This window comes from Singulisphaera chitinilytica (assembly GCF_049331405.1).
Taxonomy (GTDB): Bacteria; Planctomycetota; Planctomycetia; order Isosphaerales; family Isosphaeraceae; genus PoT.
In genome coordinates this window covers 8135949-8148618 of the sequence record NZ_CP186274.1, presented here as the reverse complement: position 1 = coordinate 8148618, position 12670 = coordinate 8135949, and the positions used below count along the sequence as shown (strand labels likewise).

Below are 12670 nucleotides of genomic sequence, written 5' to 3'. Positions count from 1 at the left end.
TCCTGCTATCCTCGAAGTCTTCCCGCGTCGAGCCCAGAGGGTGCCCGAGCCTTTGCAGAAAGTTTAACACTATGGCTTTCTACGGGGCAACAATCCTTGGCGAGCCTGTGTCGTTTGGAATCGATCCGTTCGGTACTGATCGATGAGGAGTGCGGTTTCGATTAGAATTCTGATTCAGACCGTGTCGCTCCAACGCGTTTGCTCCATCATTCTGCGTTGTTTAAGTTGAGTCAACAACAAATGTGAAGATTTATCGGTGTTAGACAGGTGAATTCGTCTGCGGATTTTGGAATTTCGGTCGAACTGCCTTAGGTGAAGGTGAGGCAACCTTGGCCAGTATCTCGTTGCGAGGTGTCTCGAAGATCTATCCCAATGGCGTGAAGGCCCTCGAAGGGATCGACCTTGATATCCAGGATGGCGAGTTCTTCGTGGCGGTCGGCCCGTCGGGCTCGGGGAAGAGTACGCTCCTGAGATCGATCGCGGGCCTGGAGTCGCCGAGCTCGGGAGAGATCTGGATCGGCGGCGAGCGGGTGGATCGACGGACGCCTCGCGACCGCGACGTGGCGATGGTCTTCCAGACCCCTGCGCTATATCCCCACCTGAACGTGTTCGACAACCTCGCCTTCGGCCTGCGAGCCCGGTCAACCCCGAAGGATGAAACCCGCGTTGCGGTTGCCTCGGTGGCCGATCGCCTGGGCCTTTCCGAAGTCCTTAGGCGCATGCCGCGTTCCCTGTCGGGAGGGCAGCGTCAACGGGTCGCACTGGGAAGGGCGATCGCCCGCAAGACTCGCGTAATTCTCCTCGACGAGCCGTTTTCCAGTCTGGACGCACCATTGCGGGTCTCGTTGCGAGCCGAGCTTGCCGAGTTGCATCGACGCCTCGAGATCACAACGGTCCTCGTGACGCACGACCAGGCGGAGGCCATGTCGCTCGGCGATCGCATTGCCGTAATTGACGGGGGCCGCATCGTCCAACTTGGCAGCCCCCTCGAGGTCTACGACCACCCCGCGAGTCGGTTCGTCGCTACGTTCGTCGGCCAGCCTCCGATGAATCTGCTCCCTTGTGACGCCACGCTCAACCCAAAGGGGTTGCGGATCAAGTTGCTTGGTGTTGATCCTGCAATCGCCTGGGACGTACCTCGAGGAGCATGCCCAACTCCTTCAAAGGACGAAGCCGTTGTGCAATCGGTTGAGCTTGGGATTCGAGCCGAAGCCCTGTCTCTTGCGGAGATACAAGAAGATGAGACAACCCCCGAAGCGTCGCCGAAGTTGAATGTTGAGTTGCGGAGGCTGGATCGGCTCGGACATGAAACGCTCGGTGAGGTCAAATGCGGTCCCCATTCGCTGAGTGTGCGATTGCCGGCCCATGCTCGAAATCGTGTCGGAGAGAGCTTGCTCCTGAGACTCGACCTTCGCCAAGCCGTCTGGTTCGACCGTACCTCAGGAGTTGCCATCGGATCATAATAGCCAACGAGCTTCGACCAGCCTTCGAAGAGCCGCGAAACCCATTGGCTCGATTTTCTCATGGCGTCCCTGCTCGAAGTCGAGCATGATAACGAGGGGAACGACCCTGCCGGAGGATGCGCGTTGAAGCTATCGACCACGGTTCGTCACGAGAGTTTCTCGTTTGCCGACTTGCGAGAGGTCTTCGCCAAGGCGAACGAGGAGAAGTCGGGGGACCAACTCGCCGAGATCGCCGCTCGGAGTGAGAGCGAGCGCGTGGCGGCCAAGCGAGTCCTCGCCGACCTCTCACTCGCCGAGATCATCGCCAATCCGCTCGTCGACCCGGATCACGACGACGTGAGCCGACTCATCCTCGACGGACAGGATCGCCGGGCTTTCTCGGCAGTCTCGAGTCTGACCGTGGGAGAATTCCGCGAACTCCTGCTCGACGACAGCGTGGAAGACGACCTCGCCACGCTGCACTGGGCCGTGACGCCCGAGATCGCCGCGGCCGTCGCGAAACTGATGAGCAACAAGGATCTCGTCCTCTCGGCCAGCCGCTTTCGGATCATCACGCGGTGTCGGAACACGATGGGAATGCCGGGAGTGCTCGGTGTGCGCGTCCAGCCGAACCACCCGCGCGACGACATCGGCGGTGTCCTGCTCTCCGCGCTCGACGGCCTGCTCCTCGGATGCGGCGATGCCATGATCGGGGTCAACCCGGTCTCCGAGTCGGTCGATGCCACGGTCGGCCTCCTGCGAGCCCTCGATCAGCTCATCTCGACCTATGAAATACCGACACAAGCCTGCTGTCTGGCTCATATCAGCACGCAGCTCGAGGCGATGGATCGAGGGGCTCCGGTCGACTTGCTCTTCCAGTCGGTGTCGGGAACGCAGGCAGGAAATGAAAGCTTCGGCGTGAGCCTGAATTTACTCCGCGAGGGGCTGGAACGCGTCCGAGAGCATCATCGGAATCGCGACGTCGCCTGGGCGGGGACGCAGGCCATGTATTTCGAGACGGGGCAGGGGAGTGCCCTCTCGGCGGGTGCCCATCACGGCGTTGATCAATTGACTCTGGAGGCGCGTGCTTACGGCGTGGCCCGCGCGTTCGATCCGTTCCTCATCAATAGCGTCGTGGGGTTCATCGGGCCCGAGTATCTCGCGGACGAGCGGCAGATCACGCGGGCGGGGCTCGAGGATCACTTCATGGGCAAGCTGCTCGGCTTGCCCATGGGCTGCGACGTCTGCTATACGAACCACGCCGCGGCCGACCAGAATTCCGCCGACAACCTGTTGATCCTCCTTGCCGCGGCGGGTTGCAACTACGTCATCGGGGTGCCGTGCTCGGGGGACGTGATGCTCAACCATCAGTCGGTGAGCTATCACGACATCGCCGGAGTTCGTAAACTCCTGAACCTGAATCCTGCGCCCGAGTTCGCCCAATGGCTCGAGTCTCGCGGGATTTTCCGCAACGGAAGGCTCAGGTCGGGCGAAACCCCTGCGGAACGAAAGATGATCTCGGGCCTGACGCCGTTGCTTGAGGCGGTGGCATGAACCCTAGCGATCCATCCCCCCCGCGGTCCGAGCCCACGTCGGAAGAGATCGCCCGGCTTGTCGCGAAGGTTCGAGCCCTGACACCCGCCCGCGTCCTCGCCGGCCGGATTGGCACGTCCTATCGAACCGAGACCCAACTCGGCCTGCGAGAGGATTACGCCGCGGCCGTCGATGCCGTCCACGCTGACATTGATCTCGAACGCGACCTGGGCGCCGAGTTCCTCTCGCGTTGGGATCTCTTCGAGGTCAGGACTCGCGCCCGAAGCAAATCCGAGTTCCTCCTGAGGCCGGACCTCGGGCGCCAACTCGATGAGGAAGACGTCAAGTTGTTTGAAGGCTGCCCGAAAGGGGCCGACCTTCAGATTGTGATCGGCGACGGGCTCTCGGCAACGGCCGTCGTCGCGCAGGTGCCGGCGCTCCTGCCGATGCTCGTCGAGGAGGCCCAGTATCATGGCCTCAGCCTGGGCCGTCCCTTTTTCATTCGCAACTGCCGGGTCGGCGTGCTCAACGATATCGGTCGACTGCTCGATCCGACCGTCGTCATCCTTCTCGTTGGCGAGCGCCCTGGACTCGCCACGGCCGAAAGCCTTTCGGCTTATCTCGCCTACAAGCCGCGACCGGGTCATACTGACGCCAACCGCAACCTGATCTCGAACATCCATGCTCGAGGCACCTCCCCACGCGATGCCGCCGGGCGTGTCCTGCGCTTGGCCCTCCAGATGATTCGGCTTGGCCTGAGCGGAGTCGAGATCAAGGAGCAACTCCCCGAACCCGCCTCAACAAACCACCTCGACGATCAAGGAACCCCGGCGCGATGACGCACGATGACGGTGCCGCCCCTCAATCCTCTCCGCAAACCGCAAGGAACGAAGCCGACGATGAACGACTCCTCCGGGCCCTGGGATATTCCCAGGAGTTGAACCGGCAGCTCGGAGGATTCTCGAACTTCGCCTTGTCATTCTCGATCATCTGCATCCTGGCTGGTGGGGTGACTTCCTTTCACCTAGGCTTCTGTGGGGTTGGAGGCGCCGCGATCGGCCTGGGATGGCCGCTCGTCAGCCTCTTCGCCCTGGCGGTCGCGGCGACGATGGCCCAGGTTGCGTCCGCCTTCCCCACCGCGGGCGGGCTTTATCATTGGGCGTCGATCCTAGGCGGTCGAGGCTGGGGTTGGGCGACGGCCTGGCTCAATCTCGCGGGACTGGTCACGGTGGTCGCCGCCGTGAACGTGGGGCTCTGGCAATTCGTGCTCGGCTCGATCGGGGCCATGCTGCCGGAAGATCCGCCGCCTGCATTTCTTGGCTGGGGCACCGCTCCGTTGGGCCAGGCCTTGGCCATAGCCTTGATCACAGGCTCCCAGGCCCTCTTGAACTCTCGCGGGATCCGACTGACGGCTCGTCTCACGGATCTGAGTGGTTATCTGATCCTCGTGGTTAGCGCTCTCTTGACGCTGGCGATGTTCGCGTACGCGCCAAACCTCGATTTCTCGAGGCTCATCACCTTCTCGAATTTCAGTGGTAAGGCCGGCGGTGACGTCTGGCCGGGGACGGGCGAACTTGCCCGGCTGTTTGCCCTCGGGCTGTTGCTCCCGGCCTACACGCTCACCGGCTTCGATGCCTCGGCCCACGCCGCCGAGGAGACGGTCGGGGCGGCGAGAGCCGTGCCGCTCGGGATTTTCCGATCGGTGGCCGTGGCCGGGCTCGCCGGTTGGATCATGTTGGTCGCCGTCATTCTCGCGGTCCCCGACCTCGCCGCATTGGCCCCTCGAGGCGAGCACGCCTTCCCCTGGGCCTTGCGGCTCGTCCTACCGCCGGGAATGGTTGCGGCGATGGCATTGGGAATCGCACTGGCCATGTACGGCTGCGGGCTCGGGGCAGTCACGTCGGCATCGCGTATGATTTTTGCCTTCGCGAGGGATGGCGGGTTGCCCTTCTCGAACTGGCTGCGACGCATCAACCCCCGCAACTTGACCCCGGCCAACGCCATCTGGGCGCTGGCGGGTTGCTCGTGGTTATTCACGCTCTGGACCCGCTTCTATGCGACGATGACCGCCGTCTGTACGATCTTCCTCTATATCTCGTACGTACTGCCCACGGCGCTCGGGGCCTGGTCGTACGGCCGGGGATGGACCCGGATGGGGCCCTGGGACCTCGGCCGCTGGTATCGACCGCTCGCGATCCTCAGCGTGCTCGGCTGCTTGTTGCTCATCGTCATCGGGATGCACCCGCCGAATCAACGCTCGGCCTGGGTGGTCGGCGGGACGCTCGCCGCGCTCGTGACCGTCTGGTTCGGCCTGGAGCGGTCGCGTTTTCCCGGCCCGCCCGTCTCTCACGACCCGACCGAGAAGCTGGACGTCGAGAACTTGTCCGCGACGACGCTCGTAGGCGATGTGTGCTAGGAGTTGAGTCGATTGAGTCGAGGAGGCGAACGACTCTGCTTGATTCTCGCCTCGACGACCCTAGGATCCGTGAGTCATCCATTGCCGAAAATGCGATGACCCTTTAGCCTTGTTCTGTCACGCCCGTGGTACGAACAGCTTGGCCTTGAACCGGGTATGGTGTGCTGATGCGGGATCTTCAGCGCAGTCTGATCGACGCTCTCGAACGAGGTCGAGAACAGATTGTCTGTCAGGTTGTCGAGACCCGCGGGTCCACGCCCCAGAAGGCCGGCGCCATCATGGTGGTCGACCCGGAGGGGGGGCAATTAGGCACCCTCGGGGGAGGTTGCGTCGAGGCCGAGGTCAAGCAGAAGGCCATCCGACGGATCGGTCAAGCGGGGACCGACGTCCAGTCGTTCGTCCTCGACCACGACTACGCCTGGGCCGATGGGCTCATCTGCGGCGGGAAGATGGTCATCACCGTCGAGGCGATCCGAGGCGATGAGCCGCTGGGTTATCTCCGGAGTCGCCTGGAATTGCTGGAAACCGGCCTCGGTCTGACCGAAGGCGTGGTCGTCGATCCGGATCGAGCCGGCATCAAAGTGGGAAGTCGGTTCCTTTTCGATCACGATGGGATGATGGTCGCTACATGGCCCTCAACCCTGATGGCGGAGTCGATCAAGGAACGGCCCGAGCCTTTGAACGATCGACCCAAGCCGGGAGTTCGTGGCGGTATCGCGTACCTGCCGACGCTCCCGCGAATCCGCCTGATGATTATCGGCGGGGGGCATGTCGGGCAGGCCGTGGCGGCCCTTGCAACTCAGGCGGATTTCGACGTCTGGGTCGTCGACGACCGGCAGCAGTATGTGAATGCGGAGCGTTTCCCCAACGTCCAGCGAATGCTGGTCGGGCCCCTGGGCGAACTGCTCCCGACTCTGGACGTCACACCTCAGACCTTCGCCCTGATCGTAACGAGGGGACACGGCCATGACGAGGAAGCCCTCTTCCATCTGGCCGAGTCTGTCGCCTCGTACGTCGGCATGATTGGGAGTCGCCGCAAGATTCGGCTCATCTTCGACAGCTTGCGGCAGTCGGGGATCTCCGAGGAGGCCCTCTCGAGGGTCGCGGCACCGGTCGGTGTCGACATCGGCTCACAGTCGGTCACCGAGATCGCGGTCAGCATCGTGGCCGAATTGATCGCCCGGCGTAATCTCGGGCTCAAAGGCGCTCTACCCCGCCTGGCCGGGCGAACATCCGATTCCCTCATCCCCGCCTCGGAAGCTTCTCCTGCATGATTATTGCGATCGTACCCGCCGCAGGGCGAAGTGAGCGGATGGGGAGACCCAAGCTCATCCTCCCGATCGACGGCCAGACTGTCATCAGTCGCGTGGTTTCCACGTTGATCGCCGGCGGGATCCGGCAGGTCATCGTCGTCGTCCCGCCCATTGATGCCCCCGGTGCGTCGATCCTCGCCAACGAGGCCGAGGCGTCCGGTGCCCTCGTGCTCGTACCGTCTGAACGACCCGCGGATATGCGAGGCTCCTTCGAGCGGGCACTAGAGCACCTTCTTAATGGCTCGAGTCCCGCGTCGATCCTGCTCATCCCAGGCGACAGTCTGGGGATCGAGGCTTCGGTCGTAGCCGGCCTGATCGAAAGAGCCAGCGAGAGGCCCGACTCGATCCTCATCCCGACCTTCCAGGGGCGCCGAGGCCATCCAATCGTCATGCCGTGGGCACTGGCCCTTGGCGTTCAAAAGTTGCCGGAAGGGGCCGGGATCAACTCCTTGATCGCCCTCCAGGCCGAACGGGTGACCGAGGTGGAGTTCGACCGGCCGGGAGTCCTCGACGACCTCGATACCCCCGACGACTACGAGCGGTGGGTCGAGGCCAGGTGAGTTGGTCGAAGTCGTTGGTCGTATTTAAACATCAGGTGATAAACGGATTATTTGTCTCGGTCGACTCTGAGGGCGGTCCATGGCGATGAAGTGGCTGGCGCGAGGATCGGGATTATTTGCGCTGGCCGTATTCGCCTATCTGCCAGCGACCTGGAGCGGCTCGATCTGGGACGATGACAGCTATCTCCTGGATAACGCGAACCTGAACGACCTCGCCGGGCTTGGGCGAATCTGGCTCCAGTCACGTTCGTCTCCCCAGTACTATCCGGTCGTGTTCAGCAGCTTCTGGCTCGAGAAACAGGCCTGGGGACTCTCGTTAGCGGGCTTTCACTGGGTCAACGTCCTGCTGCATGCCGCGAATGCCATGCTGGTCTGGCGTTGCCTCAAGACATTGAAACTGCCCGGTGCCTGGTTCGCCGCGGCCCTCTTCGCGCTCCATCCCGTTCACGTCGAATCGGTCGCCTGGATCACCGAACGCAAGAATGTACTTTCGACGTTCTTCTATCTCATATCGCTGTCCGCATACTGGAGGTTTTCGGCCCCGGACGCACGGCGAGAGGTTGAGCCGGTCGAGTCGAAAACGACGGCATCGTGGCTCTGGTATGTCGTTTCTTCCGCGGCCTTTGTGCTGGCTCTCGGTAGCAAGACCGTGACCTGCTCGCTGCCGGCGACGATTTTGCTTATTGCCTGGTGGAAGCGTGGGACGGTGTCGAGGCGCGACATCCTGGCCCTCTTGCCGTATTTCGTCGTCGGGGTCCTCGCGAGTTCGAGGACCTCTTGGCTGGAGAAATATCATGTCGGGGCACTCGGGCCCGATTGGGATTTCTGTTTCGCCGAGCGAGCGATCATCGCCGGTCGAGCCCTCTGGTTCTATGCAGGGAAGCTGATCGCGCCGGTGAACTTGATGTTCATCTATCCGCGTTGGCGAATCGAGGCGGGCGATTGGCGTCAGTATCTCCCGGTGCTTGGAGTGCTTGTGATCCCGGCGATTCTCTGGTCGTGGCGAAAGACGTGGGGACGCGGTCCGCTCGTGACTTTCCTGTTCTTCGTGGGCACGCTGTTTCCGGCCCTCGGCTTTTTCAACGTCTTCCCGATGCTCTACTCGTTCGTGGCGGACCACTTTCAGTATCTGGCGAGCCTCGGCGTGCTCGTCCCGCTTGCGGTCGGTGTGGATTGGTTCTTCAGTCGAATGATGCCTCGCGGCAACAAGACGGCCCGATGGGCACAGGCGTGCGTCCTCTTCATCCTGGCGATCCTGACCATCTCGCGAGAAACGGCATTTGCGAATAAGTGGACGCTCTGGGCGGATACGCTGGCGAAAAACCCGGACTGTTGGATGGCTCAGAATAATTTGGGACTGCTCTGCATGCAAAGCCGGAAGCTCGACGAGGCCATACCTCACTTCGACGAGGCCTTGCGGCTTAATCCCAAGTGCCTTGACGCACGCTACAATAGGGGGGCCACCCTCGAGGAGCAGGGTCGTCTGTCCGAGGCGTCTCGCGATCTCGCCCAGGTCTTGAGCGCGGATCCCAAATACTGGAAGGCCCATTTCGTCATGGGCCTGGTCCTGAAGAAGCAGGGGCGTTTCGACGAGGCGGCCCAGAGTTTCCGGTCCAGCCTTCGGTTGAACCCCAGCTATCAAACCGCGCAGGCGGAACTCCGAGGTGCTCTGGCGAGGACGGGAACCTCATCCTCGCGTGGGCCCGGGTAGGAAGGTCGAAGCGTCCTCAATCTCATGGCTCATCGGTTTCGAGAGGGATCCGGCCTTGGTCGTGAACGTCAAGCTCTTTGCCCTGGCCAAGCAACTGGCAGGTCGTGATGAGATCCGGGTCGAGCTCCAGGAAGGGGCCACGATCGCTGATTTGCGATCGAGCCTTGCGGCCGACTACCCCGCGCTCGCCGGTCTCGTCCCGAATATGATGATGGCCGTCGACGCTCGTTATGCGACCGACGACCAACCACTTGACGAGCGTGCCGAGATCGCCGCGATCCCGCCCGTGAGCGGCGGATAAGATTCTGTCCCGTCCACCTTGCTGAGAGATTCGTCCGGGATGATCGAGATCACCGAGCAAGCCATCGATCACGCGGCCCTGACCGAGCGGGTCCGATCCCACGCCGCGGGAGCCGTCTGTACCTTCCTCGGCACGGTCCGGGAGATGACCGGTGAGCGTCGGACGCAGGCGCTGCGCTACGAGGCCTACGTCGAGATGGCCCGGAAGTCGATGGAGGACCTTGAGGCCGAGGCCCGCAAGCGATGGCCGATCATTGAGGTTGCCCTGGTCCATCGCCTAGGAGATTTGGAACTGGGCGAACTCAGCGTCGTGATCGCGGTCAGTTGCCCTCATCGCAATCAGGCGTTCGAGTCCTGCCGATGGCTGATCGACACCCTCAAAGAGGTCGTCCCGATCTGGAAGAAGGAAGTCTGGGCGGATGGGACCGAAGAATGGGTCCACCCCGGACTCGAACCGAAACCCTCGTGAGGCGTATACGCCCTGAAGAAACCGTCTCGAACTGAATTCGCATGTCACACAGAGCCGGAAATCAGAGACGGTTGTCCGCCTGCGTCGGTATTCGTCTCGGCTCTTCAGGAATAATGACGACATGGACCGGCTGCACGTGCTCGACAACGTCACGACCTGTTCGCCTCCAAGCCTGGGACCGCTGGTCGACAGCTTCGGTCGCGTGCATAGCAACCTTCGGATCAGCGTCACCGACCGTTGCAACATCCGGTGCGTCTACTGCATGCCCGAGTCGGCCCAGTTCCTGCCGAGACAGGATCTCCTGAGCTTTGACGAGATCGAGCGCATCGTACGCGTTGCCGCGGTGCTGGGGATCGACAAGATCCGCCTCACGGGTGGAGAGCCTCTGGTTCGTCGCAACCTTCCCGATCTCATCGGGCGGATCGCCGGCATCCCCGGGATCAAGGATATCGGCCTGACGACGAACGGGATCTTGCTGGCGCCGATGGCCAGGTCGCTCTGGGACGCGGGCCTGCGCAGGATCAACGTCAGCCTCGATACTCTCAGCCCCGAGAAGTTCCTCGAACTTACCCGACGGCCCGGCCTGGAGTCAGTCATCGAAGGTATCATCGCCGCCAAGGAGGCGGGGTTCGACCCGGTTAAGGTCAACGCGATCGCCATCAAGGGGACGACCGAGGACGAGATCGTGCCCCTCGCCCGGTTCGCCCGGGAGCACGGGCTCGAACTTCGCTTCATCGAATACATGCCGCTCGACGTGGTTGCGAGCTGGGAACGGGACAAGGTCCTGCTCGCCAGCGAGATCCTCGAGCGGCTCGAACGCGATGTCGCCTCGCTCCGACCAACTCCCGACCAGGATCCTCGCGCACCGGCTGCCGACTACGACTACGTCGACGGCAAGGGCAGGGTGGGGGTCATCGCCTCGGTGAGCCGTCCCTTCTGCATGAGCTGCAATCGGATCCGACTGACCGCCGATGGCAAGCTCAGAAATTGCCTCTTCGCGCTCGAGGAGACGGATCTTCGGACTCTGCTCCGAGGAGGGGCATCGGACTCCATGCTCACGACCGCTCTGAGGGAGAGCGTGTCGAGCAAATGGGAAGGGCACGAAATCAACACGTCTCGATTCATCAAGCCGGAACGGCTGATGCACTCGATCGGCGGTTGAGGGCTCCCGGCGATCCATATCTCGCCAGGTCTCGCGATCAGACGTCGTCGTGCGTCGACTCCTTATGGAAAGGATAAACGCCAACGCGAGCAAGCCAGGCGTCGCGGAGCGTGAGGACCACGACAAGGAAGACTCCCGTCGCGGCCCCCATGAAGAGCCCCGAGACGACGCCGAGACCGAGGCCGAATTCGGTCGGGTCGAAGTTCAACGGGCCATTGCCCATCGTCGGCGAATGGAGCCAGCCGACGAAGGAGGGGGCGAGCCGCCCCACCGTCGCACCAACCACCCCTCCAGCGACGCCGGAGGCCATCGTGCAGGACATCACGGCGACGATGGCTTGTGGAAGTCGGATCATTGAGGTCCGTCTCGTGCGTGAAAGGTATCAGGATCGACGCACCGAGCCATCGTAAATCGAGCGGGAGGCCCGACAGGCGTCGGGTTCCCGCCCTTGAAAAGATAGGCCTAGGAACCGGTCCCGACTTCCTGATACCTGACCTGATAGCGCCGGACCTTGGTGCGATCGACCTGGAATCCGAGCCCCGGCCGAGTTGGGACGCTCAGCATCCCGGGCGCCGAATGCTCGATCAGTGGGACGACGTAGTCGTCGACGAACCAGCGCGGACTAGGCTCGATATCCGTCGGGTAGCGGCAGTTGCCGAGCGTCGCGAGGTGAAGCCCCTGGGCCCTTCCCACGCCGAGCTCGGGAATGGTGCCGACCCAGCAGGAGACGCCGTGCTTGTAACAGTGGTCGTGCAGGGCGACTGCAGGCCCGAACCCTCCCAGGTACTGCAACTTGAGGCTCACGACCTTGCAGGCCCCCCGACCGATGGCCTCGGTAGCGCGTTCGACGCTATTCGCAGTCTCGTCAAGGCAGACGGGAGTTGCGACGGCCCTCTGGAGTTGCACGAGCCCGTCGATGTCGTCGGCGGCCATCGGCTGTTCGAACATCAGGAGGTCGAGGTCGTCGAGCTCCCTGAAAATATCCAGGTCCCTGTTCGTGTAGGCCCCTGAGGCCTCGACCATTAACGGGATATCGCCGAAGTGCTGACGGACGGCGCGAACGAGCTCGACGTCGCGACCCGGCTCTATCTCGATCTTGACCCGGCGGTATCCTTCCGCAAGATGCGTCTCAATCGTCTTCAACAGCTCGACGACTGTTGGATAGAGCCCGAGGGAGAGCCCGGACTCGATACTCCGCTCGAGCTGTTCACTCGAGGCGCCGAGCAGTTCGGCGATCGTGGCGTGACGTGCCTGGCCGAGCAGGTCCCAGCAAGCGGTCTCCGCCCCGGCCCTGGCGCAACGGCCTCCGGACCAGGTCGCTGCGAGCGTGGCGATGTCGTCGACCGAGTTGAACGTACGACCCAATAAACTGGGCGCGATCCGCTCCGTCAGTTCGATCCAGCAACCGTCGAGCGATTCGCATCCGCTGGCGGGCCCCGGCGAGCATTCGCCCAGGCCGATCGCGTCACGTGTCTCGACCACGAGCAAGATCGCGTCTTTGAGCCCAACCTCCGTCCCGGAGATTCGAAAAGGTTCCTTGAGCGGAATCTGGAGATGAGTCAGGCAGACCCGTTCTACCGGAGCCGTCATGGTTTTCGCCTCCTCTAACTAGCAAGATCCGTCTGGCGCTTCTTTCATCTTTCGACGCCCCAGTCCCACAAGCAACCCATTGGCGACGGCCGGATCACGAATCATCACGATCGCTGTTCATCGAGAGAATCTGAATCCATGTGTGAACGCCCCTGGCTCGCCTGGATGTGCTGG

12 protein-coding genes are annotated in these 12670 nt (G+C 62.5%); 10 read left to right on the top strand and 2 right to left on the bottom strand.

What is annotated here, in order from left to right:
* Positions 1-377 precede the first annotated feature (377 nt).
* The 10 genes from ACOYYX_RS31830 to moaA all read left to right on the top strand — a co-directional run bounded on the left by ACOYYX_RS31830 (position 378) and on the right by moaA (position 10906).
* Positions 378-1463, top strand: coding sequence for an ABC transporter ATP-binding protein (locus ACOYYX_RS31830; RefSeq protein WP_422931691.1), 1086 nt, complete (start codon positions 378-380; stop codon positions 1461-1463).
* A 123-nt stretch (positions 1464-1586) separates the two neighbouring features.
* Positions 1587-2996, top strand: coding sequence for an ethanolamine ammonia-lyase subunit EutB (gene eutB, locus ACOYYX_RS31825; RefSeq protein ID WP_422926690.1), 1410 nt, complete (start codon positions 1587-1589; stop codon positions 2994-2996).
* Positions 2993-3814 (top strand): ethanolamine ammonia-lyase subunit EutC, encoded by an 822-nt coding sequence (eutC, locus tag ACOYYX_RS31820; RefSeq protein WP_422926689.1) that lies wholly within the window; start codon positions 2993-2995, stop codon positions 3812-3814. Before eutB ends, eutC begins: the two co-directional genes overlap by 4 nt.
* Positions 3811-5391 (top strand): amino acid permease, encoded by a 1581-nt coding sequence (locus ACOYYX_RS31815; RefSeq protein ID WP_422926688.1) that lies wholly within the window; start codon positions 3811-3813, stop codon positions 5389-5391. Before eutC ends, ACOYYX_RS31815 begins: the two co-directional genes overlap by 4 nt.
* A 167-nt stretch (positions 5392-5558) precedes the next feature.
* Positions 5559-6665: an XdhC family protein gene (locus tag ACOYYX_RS31810; RefSeq protein ID WP_422926687.1), complete on the top strand. Its 1107-nt coding sequence runs from the start codon at positions 5559-5561 to the stop codon at positions 6663-6665.
* Positions 6666-6703: 38 nt separating this feature from the next.
* Positions 6704-7264, top strand: coding sequence for a nucleotidyltransferase family protein (locus tag ACOYYX_RS31805; RefSeq protein ID WP_422926686.1), 561 nt, complete (start codon positions 6704-6706; stop codon positions 7262-7264).
* A 79-nt stretch (positions 7265-7343) separates the two neighbouring features.
* Entirely contained in the window at positions 7344-8975 is a 1632-nt protein-coding gene (locus ACOYYX_RS31800) for a tetratricopeptide repeat protein (protein ID WP_422926685.1), read from the top strand.
* 61 nt (positions 8976-9036) lie between these two features.
* Positions 9037-9276 carry a MoaD/ThiS family protein gene (locus ACOYYX_RS31795; protein WP_422931690.1) on the top strand — a complete coding sequence of 80 codons (240 nt, stop codon included), beginning with the start codon at positions 9037-9039 and terminating at the stop codon, positions 9274-9276.
* Between the two features lie 39 nt (positions 9277-9315).
* The gene (locus tag ACOYYX_RS31790; protein ID WP_422926684.1) at positions 9316-9744 is read left to right on the top strand and encodes a molybdenum cofactor biosynthesis protein MoaE; all 429 of its coding nucleotides are present in this window, start codon (positions 9316-9318) and stop codon (positions 9742-9744) included.
* A gap of 121 nt (positions 9745-9865) precedes the next feature.
* Complete coding sequence (gene moaA, locus ACOYYX_RS31785; RefSeq protein ID WP_422926683.1) at positions 9866-10906, top strand: GTP 3',8-cyclase MoaA; 1041 nt, start codon at positions 9866-9868, stop codon at positions 10904-10906.
* Positions 10907-10943: 37 nt separating this feature from the next.
* On the opposite strand, the gene ACOYYX_RS31780 is transcribed toward moaA, so the two are convergent.
* Positions 10944-11261, bottom strand: a complete 318-nt coding sequence (locus ACOYYX_RS31780) for a hypothetical protein (protein ID WP_422926682.1) — start codon at positions 11259-11261, stop codon at positions 10944-10946.
* 107 nt (positions 11262-11368) lie between these two features.
* Positions 11369-12496 (bottom strand): o-succinylbenzoate synthase, encoded by a 1128-nt coding sequence (menC, locus tag ACOYYX_RS31775; RefSeq protein ID WP_422926681.1) that lies wholly within the window; start codon positions 12494-12496, stop codon positions 11369-11371.
* Positions 12497-12670 lie beyond the last annotated feature (174 nt).

Excerpts from the sequence above, each read along its gene's own strand:
- eutC (WP_422926689.1), top strand. The coding sequence starts at position 2,993 with ATGAACCCTAGCGATCCATCCCCCCCGCGGTCCGAGCCCACGTCGGAA.
- ACOYYX_RS31815 (WP_422926688.1), top strand. The coding sequence starts at position 3,811 with ATGACGCACGATGACGGTGCCGCCCCTCAATCCTCTCCGCAAACCGCA.
- ACOYYX_RS31810 (WP_422926687.1), top strand. The coding sequence starts at position 5,559 with ATGCGGGATCTTCAGCGCAGTCTGATCGACGCTCTCGAACGAGGTCGA.
- ACOYYX_RS31805 (WP_422926686.1), top strand. The coding sequence starts at position 6,704 with ATGGGGAGACCCAAGCTCATCCTCCCGATCGACGGCCAGACTGTCATC.
- ACOYYX_RS31800 (WP_422926685.1), top strand. The coding sequence starts at position 7,344 with ATGGCGATGAAGTGGCTGGCGCGAGGATCGGGATTATTTGCGCTGGCC.
- ACOYYX_RS31790 (WP_422926684.1), top strand. The coding sequence starts at position 9,316 with ATGATCGAGATCACCGAGCAAGCCATCGATCACGCGGCCCTGACCGAG.
- moaA (WP_422926683.1), top strand. The coding sequence starts at position 9,866 with ATGGACCGGCTGCACGTGCTCGACAACGTCACGACCTGTTCGCCTCCA.
- ACOYYX_RS31780 (WP_422926682.1), bottom strand. The coding sequence starts at position 11,261 with ATGATCCGACTTCCACAAGCCATCGTCGCCGTGATGTCCTGCACGATG.
- menC (WP_422926681.1), bottom strand. The coding sequence starts at position 12,496 with ATGACGGCTCCGGTAGAACGGGTCTGCCTGACTCATCTCCAGATTCCG.